Raw genomic sequence first — 17,731 nt, 5'->3', positions numbered from 1 at the left:
GGAACCATCCGCTCCAGGGTCTATCGAGGGAATGAGTCATGGCGACTGAGTCGGTGGAAACGCGAAGGCGAAAGAGGAATCGGAAGACCGGACGGGTGGTCTCCGCCTCCATGACCAAGGGAATCGTCGTGGCCGTCGACCGTCTGGTGGCCCATCCCCTCTACAAGAAGACCATTCGGCGCACCAGCAAGCTCATGGCCCACGACGAAGAGAACGCGTGCCGGCCGGGCGACAAGGTTCTGATCGAGGAAACCCGGCCTTTGAGCAAGCGGAAGCGCTGGACCCTGGTGCGGGTCGTGGAGAAAGCCAAGGGGTAGGTGGATCATGATCCAGATGCAGACCGTTCTGAACGTTGCCGACAATTCGGGAGCCCGAAGGATTTCCTGCATCTCGCCCTTGGGCGGAGACGTGGGACGGGGCGCCAGCCTGGGAGAGGTCATCACGGCCTCGGTGAAGGAGGCCAGCCCCAACGGCGCGGTGAAGAAGGGACAGGTGGTGAAGGCTGTGGTCGTCCGGATGCGCAAGGAGAACCGGCGGCCGGACGGCTCTTACATCCGCTTCGACGAGAACGCGGCCGTCGTCATCAACAACGCGCGGGAACCGGTGGGAACCCGCGTCTTCGGTCCCGTGGCGAGAGAATTGAGGGAAAAGCGATTCATGAGGATCGTTTCGTTGGCTCCCGAGGTTTTGTGACCGGAAGAGGGTTTTTCGGATGCTCCACGTGAAGGCGAATGACCAGGTGCTGGTGCTGGCCGGGAAAGACCGCGGCAAGACGGGGCGCGTCCTCCAGGTATTGTCCGATGGGAAACGAGCCGTGATCGAGAGGATCAACATGATCCATCGGCACACCAGGCAGAATCCGCAACAGAACGTGCAAGGCGGAATCCTGGAAAAGGAAGCCCCCGTGGCTCTCTCGAATCTGCAGGTGATCTGCGGGGAGTGCAACCGGGCGAGCCGGGTGGGATATACGCGGCTCTCGGACGGAAAGAAGGTCCGAACCTGCAAGAAGTGCGGAGGCACCATCGACAAGTAGCGTCCCGGCGGGGCGGCAGCAAGGGTAGAAACAGTGGCTCGGCTCAAACAGAAGATCAAGGAAGAGGTGGTCCCGAAGCTGGTGGAGGAGTTCGGCTATGACAACGTCATGGCGATCCCCAGGCTGGTGAAGGTCGTGGTCAATCTGGGCATGGGACAGGCGATCCAGAATATTCGCCTGCTGGACTCGGCGTCGGCCGAGCTGACCGCCATCACCGGGCAGAAGGCGGTGGTGACCCGCGCCAGGAAATCCATCGCCGGGTTCAAGCTGCGCCAGGGGATGCCCATCGGAGTGATGGTCACGTTGCGCGGCAACCGGATGCTCGAGTTCCTGGACCGGCTCATCAACATCGGTCTGCCCCGGGTCCGGGATTTTCGAGGCGTTCCACCCAACGCTTTCGACGGACAGGGCAACTATACGCTCGGAATCCGGGAGCACTTGATCTTTCCGGAGATCGACTTGGGCCGTGCCGAGACGACGCACGGAATGAACGTCACCATAGTGACGACCGCCAAGTCGGATGAAGAGGCGCGCGTCCTGCTGGCGGGACTCGGCGTGCCCTTCGGCCGGGAGGAGGACCGCCAACTGATTTTTTGAACCGCCAGGGGACTTTCGCAGGCGAAAGTCTCGACTCTGGTTCGTTGCCGGCACGCCGGCAGGGGAGGTGTAGGAGGATGGCCCGAAATGGTTTGATTGCGAAACAAAGAAGACCAGCCAAGTTCTCCACGCGGCGCTACAACCGATGCCGGCGTTGCGGGCGTGCTCGCGGTTATCTGCGCAAGTTCCAGCTCTGCAGGATCTGTTTCCGCCAGTTGGCTTTGTTGGGAGAGATTCCGGGAGTGATCAAGTCCAGTTGGTGACGCCGCTGCAGCGGCGTCCGACGACGATTGCGGACGAAGGCGAAAGTAGATTCTCATGTCAGTCACGTATCCCATAGCCGATCTTCTCACCCGGATCAGAAACGCCCTCGTGGCCCGGCACGATGCGGTCCGGATCCCCCACTCCAGGCTCAAGGCGGAAGTGGTGAAAATCCTCCATCAGGAAGGCTACATCTCCGGCTACACGACCGACGGAGAACCGCCGTTCCAGAAGCTGACGGTCCGCCTCAAATACGGTCCCGACAAAATGCCCGTGATCCAGGTCCTTCGCTGTGTCAGCACTCCGGGGCGCCGCAGATACGTGGGCAGGAACGAGATTCCCCTGGTTTTGGAGGGACTGGGCATCAACATCCTTTCCACCTCTCAGGGAATCCTGACCGGCAAGAAGGCCCGGGAGTCGGGTATCGGTGGAGAGTTGCTCTGCGAGGTGTATTGAGCCGGCCAGCCCGGCCGGTTTACGGCCGTGTCCAAGATTGTGAGTAAGACGTCATGTCGCGCGTAGGCAAAATGCCCATCCCCATACCCAGCGGGGTGAAGGTTTCGGTTCTGGGTGGTCAGGTTCGAGTCCAGGGCCCGCTGGGGTCCATGTCGACCGCGGTTCCGCGAGGGATCACCGCCGCGGTGGAGAACGGCGAGCTCCGAGTCCGGAGGGGCGGCGAGGACAAGACCTCCCGGTCGCTGCACGGATTGGCCCGGTCGCTGCTGGCGAATTCGGTGACGGGCGTCACCAAGGGCTTCCGCAAGGAGCTGGATATAGTCGGAATCGGTTTCCGTGCCGAACTGCGAGGCCGATCTCTGATCCTGTCGCTGGGGTTTTCCCATACCATCGATTTCCCCGTCCCGGACGGCATCACCATCCGGGTGGAGCGGACCAACCGCCAGATCCAGAACTACGTCGCGACGATTCAGGTCGAAGGGGTGGACAAGTACCGTGTCGGACAGGTTGCCGCCGACATCCGCGCCCTGAAGCGGCCGGATGCCTACAAGGGGAAGGGGATCCGGTACAGAAACGAGCAGATTCACCTGAAGGTGGGCAAGAAGGGAGCCTGAGGGGAATGGCGAAGCAGGCGAGTCGGACTTATCGAAGATCCCGGATCCACCGCCGGATCCGGAAGGCGCTGTCGGGAACGCCCGAGCGGCCCCGCCTTTGTGTCTTTCGCAGCCTGAAACACATGTATGCCCAGATTATCGACGACCAGCACGGCCGGAGTCTGGTGAGTGCTTCGACCTTGAAGGTGAACGGCGAGAAAATGCCCAACGGAGGCAATATCGACGCCGCTCGCCGCGTCGGGACCAGCATCGCCCGACAGGCTCTCGCCTCCGGGATCAACGAGGTGGTCTTCGACCGCGGCGGGTACAGGTATTTCGGCCGGGTCAAGGCTCTGGCGGACGCCGCCCGGGAGGTGGGGCTCAAGTTCTAGACACGGAGTGCTCATGGCGCATAAGGACTACAACGACGAACTGAAGGATCAGGTCATCTCAATCAACCGGGTCACCAAGGTGGTGAAGGGAGGAAAAAACCTCAGCTTCGGCGCACTGGTGGTCGTGGGAGACCAGAACGGGAAGGTCGGTTGGGGCATGGGCAAAGCGCGCGAGGTCCCGTCGGCCATCAGAAAAGGAATGGAGAAGGCGAAGAAATCCATGATCGGCGTTCCGCTGAAGGGGTCGACGATCCACCATGGCGTCAAGGGACGTTTCGGCGCGGGACTGGTCATTCTCAAACCGGCTCCGGAAGGGACCGGCATCATTGCCGGCGGCCCGGTTCGGGCAGTGATGGAATCGGTCGGGATTCGAGACGTGGTGACGAAGAGCGTGGGAACCACCAATCCCCACAACGTGGTCAAGGCCACTTTCGATGGGTTGTCCCAGTTGCGCAGTCCGGAGGCGGTGGCCCTGAGCCGCGGCATTTCCGTGGAGGACCTCTAGGTGGCTGAAGAGAGGGAGCCGCAGGGACGCCGGACGGGGACCATCCGAATCCGCTACGTTCGCAGCGCCATCGGGCGCTCGAAACACCAGAAGCTGGTGGTTCGGGGATTGGGCCTGAGGAAGTTGCATCAGGTGGTGGAGAGGCCCGACACCCGGGAGATCCGGGGAATGGTGGCCAAGATTCCCCACCTGGTGCAGATCGTCGAGGGGAACGAGCGATGAGTCATGCACTCCACACTTTGAAGCCGGCTCCGGGGACGCGTCACGTTCGCAAGCGGGTCGGCCGCGGACCGGGCTCCGGAACCGGAAAGACCGCCGGCCGCGGTTTCAAGGGTCAGAAGTCCCGCTCCGGATACTCGGCCCGGGCCGGTTTTGAAGGCGGCCAGATGCCCCTCTATCGAAGGATTCCCAAGCGCGGTTTCAAGAACCCCTTCCGCAAGCGGTTCGCGGTGATCAACGTTCGGGACCTGAATCGTTTCGAGGACGGAACCGCCGTCGGTCCCGAGCAGCTCATGGAGCGGGGTATGATCAAAAAGTTGGGTGACGGCCTGCGCATCCTGGGCGAAGGGGAACTGGAACGCAAGTTGACGGTTCGCGCGCACCACCTCAGCCAGTCGGCCCGGGAGAAGATCGAGCAGGCCGGAGGCAATGTCGAGGTTTTGAGCTGATGGCCGATTTCAGTCCGGTTCTGGGCAGTTTCCGGAACATCTTTCATATTCCCGATCTGCGGAGGCGGGTCCTCTTCATGCTGGGGCTCCTGGCCGCGTACCGGGTGGGGAGCTGGATCCCGACTCCGGGAGTGGACAGCGGCGCCCTGGAACTGGTCTTCAACCAGCAGGCCGGGACCGTCCTGGGCTTCCTGGACATGTTCTCGGGGGGCAACCTGAGCCGGTTCTCCATCTTTGCCCTGGGCATCACTCCCTACATCACCGCGTCCATCATCCTGCAGTTGCTGACGGTGGTCTGGCCCTTCCTGGAGCGGCTCTCCAAGGAAGGTCAATTGGGCCGGAAGAAGATCAATCAATACACCCGGTACCTGACCGTGGGCCTCTGCCTGTTCCAGAGCCTGGCTTCCGCCTCGGTGCTGGAGCGGATGGAGGCGGTCCCGCCGGTGGTGCCGCATCCGGGCTGGGGCTTCCGGCTCATGACCATGCTGACCCTCACCACCGGAACGACGCTGGTGATGTGGCTCGGCGAGCAGATTTCCGAACGCGGCATCGGCAACGGGATCTCCCTGATCATCTTCGCCGGCATCGTGGTCGGCCTGCCGTCCGCCGCCTACTCCCTGTGGCAGGACTGGATGCTGGGAACCCGGTCCGTCTTCACCATCATCCTGCTCCTGGTGATGATGATCCTGGTGGTGATCGGGATCGTCATCGTGGAACGGGGGCAGCGGAGGATCCCCATCCAGTACGCCAAGCGGGTGGTGGGCCGGAGAATGTACGGCGGGCAAGCCACGCACCTGCCTCTCAAGGTGAACTCGGGCGGAGTCATCCCGGTGATCTTCGCCGCCTCCATTCTCGCCTTCCCGTCCACCATGGGCCTGGTCTTCGAGGCCGAGTGGGTCCAGAGCCTTGCCACGCAGCTTCAACAGGGCTACCCCCTCTACAACCTCATCTACATCGCCGGGATCATGTTCTTCTGCTTCTTCTACGTGAGCATCATCTTCAACCCGGACGAGGTGGCCGACAACATCCGCAAATACGGCGGCTATATTCCGGGGATTCGGCCCGGCCGGCGAACCGCACAGTACATCGACCGGACCTTGAGCCGCCTCACGGCGGCCGGCGCCGTCTACCTGGTTCTGGTCTGCCTGCTCCCTGAATTCCTGATGACCGGATTCAAGGTCCAGCCGATTCCCTGGGTGGGTCCGGTTATGGACAACTTCCTGATCGACAACAATCTGGATTTCTTCACCAACGGGTTGGGGGTGACCTTCTATTTCGGAGGAACGTCTCTCCTCATCGTGGTGGGAGTGGGGATGGACACGGTCAAACAGATCGAGTCGCAACTGATCATGAGGCACTACGAGGGCTTCCTCAAAAAGGGCCGGATTCGGGGACGAAGAGGGTAACGGACCGGAGATGCGATTCTGATGTCCGAGAATCCGGTGACCATTCTGCTCGGCCCCCCCGGAGCCGGGAAAGGGACCCAGGCCAAGCGCCTCGCGGGCCGCTTCGGCTACCTGCACGTCTCCACCGGGGACATCCTGAGAGAGGAAGTAAGGGCCGGCACCGATCTGGGCGGCCGGGTGGAAGCCATCATGAACTCGGGAGAGTTGGTTCCGGATGAGTTGGTGGCCGAGATCGTGGGAAAGACGCTGGCGCGGAACACGGGCAACGGAATCCTGTTGGACGGATTTCCCCGAACCCTCGCTCAGGCCACCTACCTGAGTCGAATCAGCAACGGTCTTCCGCCCGTGGTGATCAATTTGAAACTGGAGGACGCGGAGGTTGTCAGGCGCCTCAACGGGCGCCGCCACTGTGTCGGCTGTGGTAATATCTACAACCTGTATTACTCCCAGCCCCGGAAGGAGGGCGTCTGTGATTCGTGCGGCGGGGAATTGGTGCTCCGTCGCGACGACCGCGAATCGGTGATTCGGGAGAGACTGCGAGTCTACCGGGATCAGACTCAGCCGCTGGTCGATTACTACAAGACAAAAGGCCGTTACGGAGAGGTGGAGGCTTCCGGAGGAATCCGCGAGGTCTTCGACTCCGTCGTCGAGACCATGTCGCGGAAGTGACGTTCGGTCTTGCGGATTCGTTTCGCATCAGGAACCCGATTGGGATGATCGTCTGCAAAGGCGCTAAGGAACTGGACAGGATGCGCGAGGCCAACCGCCTGGTGTCCAAGACATTGGACCTTCTGGGGACCATGGTCCGGCCCGGCATGACCACGCGGCAACTGGATGCCGCCGCCGAGGACTTGATCCTCGGGAGCGGGGCCAGGCCCGCCTTCAAGGGCTACCGGGGATTCCCCGCCAGCGTCTGCGCCTCCGTCAACAATCAGATCGTCCACGGGATTCCCAACGACCAGCCTCTCGAAGAGGGAGATATCCTGTCCCTGGACGTCGGCGTCTACTACAAGGGATTCTACGGCGACTCCGCCTGGACCTTCTGCGTGGGCGAGGTTTCGCCCGAACTGAGGAAGCTGTTGGACGTGACCCGCGAGTCCCTCTACCTGGGGATCGAGCAGGTGGTGGTGGGAAACCGCATCTCCGACATCTCTCATGGCATTCAGAAGTACGTAGAAGCCTACGGTTTTTCGGTGGTGCGGGAATTCGTAGGACATGGGATCGGCAGATTCCTGCATGAGGAACCGCAGGTTCCCAACTACGGCGATCCGGGAAAGGGCCCCCGATTGAAGCCGGGTATGGTTCTGGCGATCGAGCCCATGGTCAACAGCCGGGGCCCCGGCGTCAGAGTGTTGGAAGACCGGTGGACGGCGGTGACGGCGGACGGGGGTTACAGCGCCCATTTCGAGCATTCGGTCGCCGTCACTGAAAACGGCCCCTGGATCCTCAGCAACTCCAGCGGCAGGACCCGCCTCGGCGCATCCAGTCCCGATTCGGCGATGGCAGGGGGCGAAGAATGAAGGTTCGAGCTTCGGTCAAGAGAATCTGCAGGCAATGCAAGATCGTCCGGCGCAAGGGTGTGGTCCGAGTCATCTGCAGCAACCCGAAACACAAGCAGCGTCAGGGGTAATCGTCCAGCGACCACGGAGCGGGGATCGGCACAATGCGGCTAATTGGAGTGAACATACCGGACAGGAAACGGATTCTGATTTCGCTGACCTACATCTACGGAATCGGACAGTCCCGGTCCCGGAAGATCCTGGACGCGGCGAGAGTGGATGCGGACAAGAACACCGGGGACCTCACCGAGGAGGAGGCCACCCGGCTCCGCCGCGTCATCGAAGACGCGGGGCGGATCGAAGGGGACCTGCGCAAGGAACTCCAGATCAACATCAAGCGTCTCATGGACATCGGCTGCTACCGGGGGCTTCGGCATCGCCGGGGACTCCCCACCCGGGGCCAGCGAACCCACACCAATGCCAGGACCCGAAAGGGCCCGCGCAAGATCCGCATCATGCGGAGAAAGAGGGGGCGCTAGAGGCTTTCGAAAACCGCGGGCGCCGGGGTCCGGCGATGACCTGCTCCGCAGGTTTGCCGACGGCGCATGTCCGCACGGAATACGCGGGGAATTCGCGCACGGAGCCGGTGAACGGCGGACTCGAACCAGGGGACCGATCAGAGGAACAGGCAGATGGCCAAGGGTAAAAAGACAAAACGACGGAAGTCGGTCAAGAGGAAGGATCGCCGAACCGTTCTTCACGGCATCGTCCACGTGAAGGCGACGTTCAACAATACGATCATCACCATCACCGATCAGGACGGGAACGTTCTATCGACCGCCACCGCCGGTATGCAGGGCTTCAAGGGGAGCCGCAAGAGCACTCCCTTCGCCGCCTCTCAGGCCGGGCACACGGCAGCCAATCGGGCCCGCGACCTGTACGGAATTCGCACCTGCGAGGTCTGGGTCAAGGGACCCGGCGGAGGCCGCGAGGCGGCCGTGCGGGCCATTCAGTCGTCCGGAATCGATATCAAATCAATCCGGGACGTGACGCCGATCCCCCACAACGGTTGCCGTCCACCCAAGCGGCGCCGGGTTTAGGGGTCTTTGGCAACGGACCGGGAGTACTGCATGTCATCGGCAGGTGAGTTCGGGAAGGAGAAAGAGCTTGGCACGCTATAAGGGCCCTGTCTGCCGTCTCTGCAGACGCGAGGGGATGAAACTGTTCCTGAAGGGAAATCGCTGCTTTTCGGACAAGTGCGCCATCGAGAAGCGGAACATCGTTCCGGGAGAGCATGGGCGCGACATGCGGGGCCGGCCCAGGATCATGGGTTACGGCCAGCAACTCCGTGAAAAACAGAAGGTCAAGCGAGTCTACGGCGTCCTGGAGCGCCAGTTCCGCAGCTATTTCGCCAAGGCCGCCAAAAAGAGGGGCGTCACCGGCGAACTCCTGTTGCAGTTTCTGGAACGGAGACTCGACAGCGTCGTCTATCGGCTCGGTTTTGCCTCCTCCAGGAATCAGGCCCGGCAGTTGGTCCGGCACGGCCATATCCGGGTCAACGGACGGCGGGTCGACATCCCGTCCTTTCTGGTCAAGGCGGGGGATGAAGTCTCGCTGCAACAGAAGATCTGGAACAATTTGCTGGTTCGCGCCGCATTGGACGCCGCCGCCGGACGCGGGGTTCCCGCGTGGCTGAGTCTGGAAAAAAATCAATTCAAGGGCCAGGTGTTGGAGCTGCCGACCCGGGAACATATCTCGCTGGCTATCGAGGAGTCCCTGGTGGTGGAACTCTATTCCAAGTAGCCGCCGGCCGGCGCCGGCCCGCTCGGACAGATTCCCCATGATTTCGTCTGGGCTCTGCCGGCAGCCGCAGGTTTGAGTCATGCCCCCCGCGAGGGCGGTGGGCGCGGACCGGAGCCTCGTCGAGGCGGCAGTTTAAAGAATCGTCGGAGAATTAGATCCATGAGAGAGTTTCAAAAACCGAACAAGCTCTTTTATGACCCGGATACCTTGACCGCGACCCTGGGCCAATTCCATGCCCAGCCGTTCGAGCGTGGCTTCGCCACCACGGTTGGGCATTCCCTGCGGAGGGTCCTGCTCTCCGCTATCGAGGGAGCGGCCCTGACGGCGGTCAAGATAGACGGAGTCCTGCACGAGTTCTCGTCGATCCCGGGTGTCCGGGAAGACGTGACCGACATCATCATGAACCTGAGGCAGATCCCCTTGATTCTGCACTCCGGTGAGCCCAAGACCCTCTACCTCGAGGCCGCGGGAGAAGGGGAGATCAAGTCCGGAGACTTCAAGCCGGACCCGGACGTGGAGATACTGGACCCGGACGTCCACATCGCCACCCTGAACCAGGAAGCCAGCATCAGCATGGAGGTGCGGGTCAAGAACGGCCGGGGCTATGTCCCGGCGAACGAGAACCACGATGAGGACTTGAGTCTGGGATACATCGCCATGGATTCGGTCCATTCGCCGGTTCGGCGGGCCAACTTTCATGTGGAGGCGGCGCGCTTGGGGCAGTCGACCGAATACGAGCGACTCAATCTGGAAGTGGTGACCAATGGGAGTGTCGCTCCGCAGGATGCCGTGGCACAGGCCGCGCAGATCCTCAAGGAGCACCTGTTCATGTTCATCAATTTCGAAGAGGACTCGGAAGAGGACGTGGTCGAGGAAGACGAGGACCAGGCCGTCAACGAGAACCTGATCAAACCGGTCGAAGAGCTGGAGTTGTCGGTTCGGGCCTACAATTGCCTCAAGAACGCGAGTGTGGAGACCATCGGCGAGTTGGTCGTCAAGACCGAAGCCGAGATGCTCAAGACCAAGAACTTCGGGCGGAAGTCCCTGAGCGAGATCAAGGAACTGCTGGCTGAGATGGGCCTGTCGTTCGGCATGAAGATCGACAGCAAGGGGCGGCTGGTCCGCGAAACCACGGAGGTCTGACGGTCATGAGACACCGTCGAAAGGGAAAAAAGCTGGGGCGGACCGCGAGTCACCGGAAAGCGATGATGCGCAATATGGTGACCGAGTTCCTGGACAACGAGCGGATCGTCACCACCATTTCCAAGGCCAAGGCGTTGCGTCCGGTGGCCGAGAAGATGATCACGTTGGGCAAGCGGGAGAACCTGCATGCCCGGCGGCGAGCTCTGAGCTTCATCCGGCGCAAGGAGGTGGTGTACAAACTCTTCGACGAAATCGGCCCCCGTTTCTCCGAGCGCAACGGCGGCTACACTCGCATTCTCCGCCTCGGGTTCCGCCAGGGAGATCAGGCGGAGATGGCTCTTCTGGAGCTGGTGGGGAGTGAGTTTGAACCGGTGGTGCCCGACAAGAAATCGAAGTAAGCGGCCAACTCGAAGAGACACGTCTCGTATTGACCCGCCCGATTGGAAATCGTCCGCCGGACCCTTCCCAATTCTCCCGATTCGCGGCTGGCTGGCGTGTTTCCTGTTTCTCTCCCTCTTCTCTTCTCTCGCCGGATCGCAGAAGTCCCGCCTGACCCTCCAGCATCTCTACGATCCCCGCACCAAGCTGGACTTCACCGGCTCGCCTCCCGGAGATCTGCGTTGGACGCGGGACGGACGGCACTATCTCCACCAGGGCAGGAAATCGCGCACTCTGTTCAAGACGGATGCCGTCACGGGAAGCGCGACGACCGTGCTGGATGAGACGCGAATTCGAAAATCGCTCTCGGAACCCGGTCTCGACACCCCGAACCCCGAATCAGCCGCGCTCGGCTGGTTCCGATTGAGTCCCGGCGAAAAGACCCTCCTGTTCAAGCACGCCGGGGACCTCTTCCTTTACGACCTGGAATCCGGAACCGCGACGCGGCTGACCCGTTCCTCCGATCGGGAGGAACTGGCCGAGTTCAGCCCCGACGGACGCCTGGTGAGCTTCGTTCGCGGCCAGGACCTCTACATCGTCCAAGTCGAAAACGGCCGCGAGTCCCGCCTCACTCAGGGCGGCGGCGGTGAAATCTCAAACGGCAAGCTGAATTGGCTCTACCAGGAGGAGCTCTACGGCCGGGGCAACTACAAGGGTTACTGGTGGAGTCCCGATTCCTCCCACCTGGCCTTTCTGCAGTTGGACGACTCCCCGGTGCCGGCCTTCACGCTGCTCGACTACGAGCCGCTCTACCCGTCCACACGGACGACCCGTTACCCCAAGGCGGGAGACCCCAACCCCCGGGCGCGCATCGGCGTCGTCGCGGTCTCCGGAAAAGCGGTCCGCTGGATCGAAAACGAGCCCGAAGACGACCGCCTGCTCGTCCGGGCCGGTTGGAGCCGGGATGGAGGCGCCGTGGTTTTTCAGGAGCAGAACCGGATTCAGACCCGGTTGGACCTGAAGCTGCACCGGCTCTCATCGGCGGTGACGACGACGCTGTTGCGGGAGGAGGGCGCGGCCTGGGTCGACGTTCTGGCCGAGCCGCGCTGGCTGCCGGACGGTTCCTTCCTCTGGATGAGCGATCGCACCGGATGGCGGCACCTGTACCGTTACCGGGCCGACGGCACCCTCATCGGACCGGTCACCAGCGGACAATGGAACGTCCATGAACTGCTCCACCATTCCCCCGGAAACGGGCGGATCCATTTCACGGCGGACCGGGACGGCTCCGGCGAGAGACACCTTTACCGCTCGACTCTGAGCGGTGGACCGATTGCGAGAGTCTCCCGCGAACCGGGCACCCATCGTCCCCGGTTCAACGACCAGGGCTCACTCTATCTCGACACCTGGAGCGACATCGACACCCCTCCCCGGTTGAGCGTTCACGACGCGAACGGAACGCTCTTGAGGGAAATCCACCCCAGCCGCCGCGAGAACCTGGATCAGTTTCGACTCTCTTCTCCCCGGTTTCTGCAGGTGCCCACCCGGGACGGGTTCGTCATGGAGGCCATGATGATCCTGCCCCAGGAATTCGATCCCGCCCGAAAGTATCCGGTTCTGGCCTATGTCTACGGTGGACCGGGACTGCCCAGGGTCAGAAGGAGATGGGGAGGAACCAACCACCTCTGGCACCAGCTCATGGCCCAGGAGGGCTATCTGATCTGGGTCTGCGACAACCGAAGCGCCAGCGGGAAGGGCGCCCGTTCGGCGTGGCCGGTGCATCGGAACTTCGGCACCCGGGAGCTGCGCGACCTGGAAGACGGGCTGGAATGGCTCCGGGAGCGCCCCTACGTGGATTCGGACCGAATCGGAATTTGGGGTTGGAGCTTCGGCGGCTACCTGGCCAGCTATGCGTTGACCCACAGCGACAGCTTCCGGATCGGCATCGCGGGGGCTCCGGTGACCGACTGGAGGCTCTACGACACCATCTACACCGAGCGGTACATGGGGCTTCCCAAGGACAATCCGGAGGGCTACCGGAAGAGCTCGGTGCTGGAGGCGGCCGGCAACCTGAAGGGCAAGCTGCTTCTGATCCACGGCGGCCTGGACGACAACGTCCATCTCCAGAACACCCTCCGGCTGGCCCATCGCCTCCAGGAAGAGGGAAAGGACTTCCAGATGATGATCTACCCCCGAGCCCGGCATGGAGTGAGGGGCCCGGAGCAGGTCCACCACCTCCGGAGGCTGATGACGCGATTCATCCTGGACAACCTCTGAGCCAAGGAGGGGACCGTCCCCCCACATTGACCGGTTCTCTTGCCCGCCGGGAAAGGCCCTGCAAGAATGTCGCGATGACCCTTTCAGAGTGGCAGGCCAGGATCGAATCCCATTACCGCGAGCGCACGCCCAAGTCACGCGAGTTGTTCCGGGAAGCCCGGCGTTTCCTTCCCGGCGGCGATACGCGGCTGGGAACGTGTTTTCCCCCGCATCCTTCCTATTTTGTTCGGGGCGAGGGAAGCACCCTTCATGACGTGGACGGCAATCGAATCCTGGATTTCACCAACAACGCCACGACGCTCATCCACGGACATTCCCACCCGGAGATCTCCGCGACCATTCGGAGGCAGGCCGGGCGGGGCACCGGGTGGATGGCCCCCAACCCCCACCAGGTGAAGCTGGCCCGGCTGCTCTGCCGCAGGCTGCCCTCGGTCGACCGCATCCGCTTCTGCAATTCGGGCACGGAAGCCAACATGCACGCCATCAAGGTGGCGCGGGCCTTTACCGGGCGCGACGTCATCCTGAAGATGGCGGGCGCCTACCACGGCACGTACGAGGGAACCGAGTTCACCCGAGCGGATGACGGGAGTCCCCTGGCGCTGGTCACCGGCATTCCGGGCAACGAGAGCGACAACGTGCTGGTGGCCCCCTTCGGCGACGAGGCGGCGGCCCGAAACCTGATGGAGACCCACCGCGACCGCCTGGCGGCCGTCGTCGTGAATCCGGTCATGACGCAAGGAGGCCTGGGGCTGCCCCCGGAGGGTTATCTCCAGTTCCTGCGGGAAACGACGCGGCGCCTGGGCATCCTGCTGGTTTTCGACGAGGTCATCACCTTCCGGGTCGCCTCCGGAGGGGGTCAGGAACATTACGGCGTGGTCCCCGATCTCACGGCCCTGGGCAAGATCATCGGCGGCGGGCTCCCGGTCGGCGCCTTCGGGGGGAGAGAAGACATCATGGCCCTCTTCGCCGATGGCCCGACACCCTCCGTGTCCCACGCCGGCACCCTCAACGGCAATCCCATGACCTCCGCCGCGGGCTTGAAGGCCATGGAGATGCTGACGCCCGAGGCCTTCGAACACCTGAGCCGCCTCGGCGGGTCGCTCCGTGACGGGCTGCAGCGGATCGTCCGGGACCTCCGGCTCCCCTTGGAGGTGAACCGGGTCGCTTCCCTGGTCAGCCTGGACCTGGACGCTCAGGTTCGATCCGACGCGGCGGCCCTGGAGCGGGGCTCGCGGATCATGTCGCTGGTCCACCTGGCCCTGCTGAACCGCGGCATCAAGCTCTACGCCCTCTTTGCCCTCACCACGGTCATGGGAGAGGCGGAAATCCGCATCCTGACCGGCAATATGCGGGAAGTCCTGGAGGAAGCGCGTCCCCTGTTTTCCTGCTGAGCGGAGGAGCTCCATGTCGATTCAGACCGTTCTCGGCCCCATTGAACCTGCGGACCTGGGCGTCACCCTCATGCACGAGCACACCCTGGTGGACGCCTGGGAATGGGGAGGGCGACTGGGATACGACAGCACCGTGGATGACGAAGAGTTGCTGGTGGAGGAACTGGCCTTCTATCGCGACGCCGGCGGTTCCGCCCTGGTGGACGTGACCCCCATCGGACTCCGGCGCGACCCGTGCGGGATGCGAAGACTGGCCCAGGCCACCGGACTCCACATCATCATGGGGTGCGGCTGGTACCGGGAACGAGTCTATCCGGCCTACATCCATGAACTCAGCACCAATGCCCTCGCCGGGATGCTGGTGAAGGAGCTGGAAGAGGGGGTGGAGGGCGGCATCCGGCCCGGCATCATCGGCGAGATCGGCACCGAGCGCTTCCACGTCACGCCGGCGGAGGAAAAGGTGTTCCGCGCGGCCGCCAGGGCCCAGCGGGCGACCGGCGCCACCGTGACCACCCACACCACCCATTTCGGCGACCTGGCTCACGAGCAGATGGACATCCTGAAGGAGGAGGGGGTTCCGCCGGAGCGGATCGTGATCGGACACCTGGGAGAACGGCGCGGCGTCAAGGGCGAGCTGGCCATCGCCGAGCGGGGCGTCTACGTGGAGATCGACCACGTGGGCCGTCCCGCCAGCGCCGGGACTCAGCCGGAATGGAGAAGAGCCCGAAATGTTGCCGAGCTGGTTCAGGCAGGCTACCTGGATCGGGTCCTGATCTCCATGGACATCTGCGCCAATTCCCTGCTGCGCTGGAACGGAGGACACGGTTTCGACTACCTCCTGACCACCTTCGTCCCCCTGCTCCGGGAGGAAGGCCTCACCGACGAACAGATCCGCGTCATCCTGGTGGACAACCCGATCCGGGTCCTGGATTTCTGAGGAAGGGCGATTTCCAGTCGCCCGGTTCCCCTCGTTCGCCGACGCCCGAAGAATCGGCGGTTGGGAAACCGCCGCTCCGGTGTTCGGAAGGGCGATTTCCTAATCGCCCGGTCCCCCTCGTTCGCCGATGCCCGAAGAATCGGCGGCTGGGAAACCGCCGCTCCCCTGTTCGGAAGGGCGATTTCCTAATCGCCCGGCCCCCTTCGTTCGCCGATGCCCAAAGAATCGGCGGTTGGGAAACCGCCGCTCCCCTGTTCGGAAGGGCGATTTCCTAATCGCCCGGTTCCCCTCGTTCGCCGATGCCCAAAGAATCGGCGGCTGGGAAACCGCCGCTCCCCTGTTCGGAAGGGCGATTTCCTAATCGCCCGGTTCCCCTCGTTCGCCGATGCCCAAAGAATCGGCGGCAAGGAAACCGCCGCTCCAAGGTCGGCGACGACCGGGCAATGGTCCGAGGCGGTCATGCCCTCTTTCTTCTTCCGGTAGTCGCGGTCGATCTCAACCCGTCGCAGCCGTTTGGCCAGCGCCGGGGTCGACAGGAGGAAATCGATTCGGAGCCCCCGGTTCCGGTGGAAGGCTCCGTACCGGTAATCCCACCAGGAGAATTTCCGTTCCTGCGGGAAGCGCTCCCGGTAAAGATCCACCAGTCCCCAGTCCAGCAATCGCCGGAACCGGGTTCTTTCCTCGTCGGTGTGGAAGATCTTCCCTCCGAGCTCCTCTTCGTTCCAGGTGTCCAGCGGAGTGGGACAGATGTTGAAGTCGCCGCACAGGACCAGGGACTCGGAAACCTGGTGCCGCTCCTCCAGGTAGGACAGGAGCGCATCGAACCAGAAGAGTTTTCTGGGGAAGTCGTCGTGCCCCACGTGCTTTCCGTTTGGACAGTAGACGGTGATGAAGGTCACGCCGGTCACGCGGGCACTCACCAGGCGGGTGCCCAGGTGCTCCTGCCCCGGCAGCCCCGACTGAAGAATGGTGGCTGGTTCCCGGCTCAGGATGGACACGCCGTTCCAGGCCTTGGACGCATGGACCGCCGCCCGGTAGCCCCGCGCCCGGAACTCGGCATGAGGGAAGAGGTCCTCGTGCATCTTCAACTCCTGCAGTCCCACGAGGTCGGGACGGCGGGAATCGAGCCAGTGAAAAACGTAGTCGAGTCGGGCCCGAAGCCCGTTGATGTTCCAGGTGGCGATCCTCATGCCTGCAGCCCGGCGGCCAGTGTATACCGCAACCGGTGGGAATGCCGAACCCGGAATCAGGAATGGAGGTCAGGATTTGCTGCCGGCGCTGCGGTCCGGAAGGTGGATCACGGTCCCGGCTCGTGACGCCTCCAACATGGCGGTGACGGCCGCCACGCCGGCGCGCCCGTCCCGACCCGATCCGATCCGGCTGGACCTGCCTTCGATGGCGTCGCCAAAGGCCCGGAGTTGGCGCTCGTACGCTCTGAGGCGCGCCGGGCTGAGGGGCACCTCGGCGGCAATGAACCGGGCCGCGGGCTGGGTGGAGACGGTGCGCCAGGTTCCGCCGGCCGCCAGTTTCAGGTCCCCGAAGGGATCCAGGTCCATCAGTCCCTCCGAGCCCATGATCCTGAGGCGAAAGGATTCTCCGGGAAATCCCGGGTCCGGCATCAGGTTGGTGGAGTAGAGGCTGAGCAGGGCGCCGTTGTGGAAACCGAGCAGCGCCAGCGTCGTGTTCTCCACCGGGGCCCGGGTCAGAAAACCGCGGGAAAGGGCGCTCACGGCGGCGACTTCCGTCCCCATGCACCAGCGGAGCAGGTCGATGCCGTGCGGCGCCGAGTTCAGCACGTGGCCCAGGCTGGCAGGATCGTCCCACCATTCCCATCCTCCGCCGTCCCGGAGAGAGGCCTCGGTCAACATGGTCGCCTGGACGGTCAGGATCCGGCCGATGGCCCCCTCCCGAATCAGCCTCCGGGCCTCCACGTTGTTCCTGCGAAACCGTTGATGGTAGCCCACGGCCAAGGTCACGGAACGCCGTCGCGCCGCAGCGATCATGCGGTCGCAGTCGGACACGGTGGTGGCCAGGGGTTTCTCCACCAGCACGTGCTTTCCCGCGGAGATGCAGGCCACGGCGTCATGGACGTGGACATGGTGGGGAGTCGTGACAATGACGGCGTCCACGTCGGCACGCCGAACCAGGCGTTGCACATCCGGCTCCAGATCGGCTCCGAACCGTTCGGCCAGACCTTGCGCACGGCCGCCGCTGGTCACCGCAACCAGCCTGAACCCGGGCACGGCGCTCACCGCCTCGGCATGAGTCCGTCCCATGAATCCCGAGCCGGTGATTCCAATTCCGAGATCACGCCTCATCGACGCCTGAGTCTACCAACCTGCGGCATTTTCGGGAGCAACGGAACCTACGGCTTTTGGTATACTTTCCGCCA

24 protein-coding genes and 1 pseudogene are annotated in these 17,731 nt (G+C 63.2%); 23 read left to right on the top strand and 2 right to left on the bottom strand.

The features are described 5' to 3' along the window. The first annotated feature begins 38 nt into the window (after positions 1-38). From rpsQ to OXT71_01105, 23 genes and pseudogenes are all read left to right on the top strand, one after another. Positions 39-317 (top strand): 30S ribosomal protein S17, encoded by a 279-nt coding sequence (gene rpsQ / locus OXT71_01215; protein MDE2925002.1) that lies wholly within the window; start codon positions 39-41, stop codon positions 315-317. Between the two features lie 7 nt (positions 318-324). Next, positions 325-693 (top strand): 50S ribosomal protein L14, encoded by a 369-nt coding sequence (gene rplN / locus OXT71_01210; GenBank protein MDE2925001.1) that lies wholly within the window; start codon positions 325-327, stop codon positions 691-693. 19 nt (positions 694-712) lie between these two features. Further along, the gene (rplX, locus tag OXT71_01205) at positions 713-1,033 is read left to right on the top strand and encodes a 50S ribosomal protein L24 (GenBank protein MDE2925000.1); all 321 of its coding nucleotides are present in this window, start codon (positions 713-715) and stop codon (positions 1,031-1,033) included. A gap of 33 nt (positions 1,034-1,066) precedes the next feature. Next, positions 1,067-1,630 carry a 50S ribosomal protein L5 gene (gene rplE / locus OXT71_01200; protein ID MDE2924999.1) on the top strand — a complete coding sequence of 188 codons (564 nt, stop codon included), beginning with the start codon at positions 1,067-1,069 and terminating at the stop codon, positions 1,628-1,630. Positions 1,631-1,707: 77 nt separating this feature from the next. Then, positions 1,708-1,893, top strand: coding sequence for a type Z 30S ribosomal protein S14 (locus OXT71_01195; GenBank protein ID MDE2924998.1), 186 nt, complete (start codon positions 1,708-1,710; stop codon positions 1,891-1,893). Between the two features lie 55 nt (positions 1,894-1,948). Beyond that, positions 1,949-2,347 (top strand): 30S ribosomal protein S8, encoded by a 399-nt coding sequence (gene rpsH, locus OXT71_01190; protein ID MDE2924997.1) that lies wholly within the window; start codon positions 1,949-1,951, stop codon positions 2,345-2,347. Positions 2,348-2,400: 53 nt separating this feature from the next. Further along, a complete protein-coding gene (rplF, locus tag OXT71_01185; protein MDE2924996.1) occupies positions 2,401-2,961 on the top strand; it encodes a 50S ribosomal protein L6 in 561 nt (186 codons plus the stop codon). A 5-nt stretch (positions 2,962-2,966) separates the two neighbouring features. Beyond that, entirely contained in the window at positions 2,967-3,332 is a 366-nt protein-coding gene (rplR, locus tag OXT71_01180; protein ID MDE2924995.1) for a 50S ribosomal protein L18, read from the top strand. A 13-nt stretch (positions 3,333-3,345) separates the two neighbouring features. Next, complete coding sequence (rpsE, locus tag OXT71_01175; GenBank protein ID MDE2924994.1) at positions 3,346-3,837, top strand: 30S ribosomal protein S5; 492 nt, start codon at positions 3,346-3,348, stop codon at positions 3,835-3,837. Then, positions 3,838-4,059, top strand: a complete 222-nt coding sequence (gene rpmD / locus OXT71_01170; protein MDE2924993.1) for a 50S ribosomal protein L30 — start codon at positions 3,838-3,840, stop codon at positions 4,057-4,059. It begins immediately after the preceding gene. Next, positions 4,056-4,505: a 50S ribosomal protein L15 gene (gene rplO, locus OXT71_01165; protein ID MDE2924992.1), complete on the top strand. Its 450-nt coding sequence runs from the start codon at positions 4,056-4,058 to the stop codon at positions 4,503-4,505. Before rpmD ends, rplO begins: the two co-directional genes overlap by 4 nt. After that, a complete protein-coding gene (gene secY, locus OXT71_01160; protein ID MDE2924991.1) occupies positions 4,505-5,911 on the top strand; it encodes a preprotein translocase subunit SecY in 1,407 nt (468 codons plus the stop codon). Before rplO ends, secY begins: the two co-directional genes overlap by 1 nt. A gap of 21 nt (positions 5,912-5,932) precedes the next feature. After that, positions 5,933-6,580 (top strand): adenylate kinase, encoded by a 648-nt coding sequence (locus tag OXT71_01155; protein ID MDE2924990.1) that lies wholly within the window; start codon positions 5,933-5,935, stop codon positions 6,578-6,580. Positions 6,581-6,624: 44 nt separating this feature from the next. Beyond that, positions 6,625-7,431 carry a type I methionyl aminopeptidase gene (gene map, locus OXT71_01150; protein ID MDE2924989.1) on the top strand — a complete coding sequence of 269 codons (807 nt, stop codon included), beginning with the start codon at positions 6,625-6,627 and terminating at the stop codon, positions 7,429-7,431. Further along, on the top strand, positions 7,428-7,541 hold the full coding sequence (gene rpmJ, locus OXT71_01145) for a 50S ribosomal protein L36 (GenBank protein MDE2924988.1): 114 nt from the start codon (positions 7,428-7,430) through the stop codon (positions 7,539-7,541). The genes map and rpmJ overlap by 4 nt, the downstream gene beginning before the upstream one ends. A 33-nt stretch (positions 7,542-7,574) precedes the next feature. Continuing rightward, complete coding sequence (gene rpsM / locus OXT71_01140; GenBank protein MDE2924987.1) at positions 7,575-7,949, top strand: 30S ribosomal protein S13; 375 nt, start codon at positions 7,575-7,577, stop codon at positions 7,947-7,949. Positions 7,950-8,102: 153 nt separating this feature from the next. Next, positions 8,103-8,510, top strand: a complete 408-nt coding sequence (rpsK, locus tag OXT71_01135) for a 30S ribosomal protein S11 (protein MDE2924986.1) — start codon at positions 8,103-8,105, stop codon at positions 8,508-8,510. A gap of 67 nt (positions 8,511-8,577) precedes the next feature. Next, a complete protein-coding gene (gene rpsD, locus OXT71_01130) occupies positions 8,578-9,213 on the top strand; it encodes a 30S ribosomal protein S4 (protein MDE2924985.1) in 636 nt (211 codons plus the stop codon). A 159-nt stretch (positions 9,214-9,372) separates the two neighbouring features. Beyond that, positions 9,373-10,356 carry a DNA-directed RNA polymerase subunit alpha gene (locus OXT71_01125; GenBank protein ID MDE2924984.1) on the top strand — a complete coding sequence of 328 codons (984 nt, stop codon included), beginning with the start codon at positions 9,373-9,375 and terminating at the stop codon, positions 10,354-10,356. A 5-nt stretch (positions 10,357-10,361) separates the two neighbouring features. Next, positions 10,362-10,709: pseudogene (gene rplQ, locus OXT71_01120) on the top strand (50S ribosomal protein L17). A gap of 4 nt (positions 10,710-10,713) precedes the next feature. Further along, positions 10,714-13,011 (top strand): DPP IV N-terminal domain-containing protein, encoded by a 2,298-nt coding sequence (locus OXT71_01115; GenBank protein MDE2924983.1) that lies wholly within the window; start codon positions 10,714-10,716, stop codon positions 13,009-13,011. 74 nt (positions 13,012-13,085) lie between these two features. After that, a complete protein-coding gene (locus tag OXT71_01110; GenBank protein MDE2924982.1) occupies positions 13,086-14,402 on the top strand; it encodes an aspartate aminotransferase family protein in 1,317 nt (438 codons plus the stop codon). Positions 14,403-14,415: 13 nt separating this feature from the next. Then, positions 14,416-15,339: a hypothetical protein gene (locus OXT71_01105; protein MDE2924981.1), complete on the top strand. Its 924-nt coding sequence runs from the start codon at positions 14,416-14,418 to the stop codon at positions 15,337-15,339. A 185-nt stretch (positions 15,340-15,524) separates the two neighbouring features. Here the strand turns inward: OXT71_01105 and OXT71_01100 are convergent, their stop codons facing one another. Both OXT71_01100 and OXT71_01095 read right to left on the bottom strand, forming a co-directional pair. Beyond that, positions 15,525-16,529 (bottom strand): exodeoxyribonuclease III, encoded by a 1,005-nt coding sequence (locus OXT71_01100; GenBank protein ID MDE2924980.1) that lies wholly within the window; start codon positions 16,527-16,529, stop codon positions 15,525-15,527. A 69-nt stretch (positions 16,530-16,598) separates the two neighbouring features. Then, positions 16,599-17,657, bottom strand: coding sequence for a Gfo/Idh/MocA family oxidoreductase (locus tag OXT71_01095; protein ID MDE2924979.1), 1,059 nt, complete (start codon positions 17,655-17,657; stop codon positions 16,599-16,601). Positions 17,658-17,731: the final 74 nt, after the last annotated feature.

The sequence above is a fragment of the Acidobacteriota bacterium genome, from assembly GCA_028874215.1.
GTDB lineage: Bacteria > Acidobacteriota > UBA6911 > RPQK01 > JAJDTT01 > JAJDTT01.
This window is presented reverse-complemented; position numbering and strand designations above follow the sequence as displayed.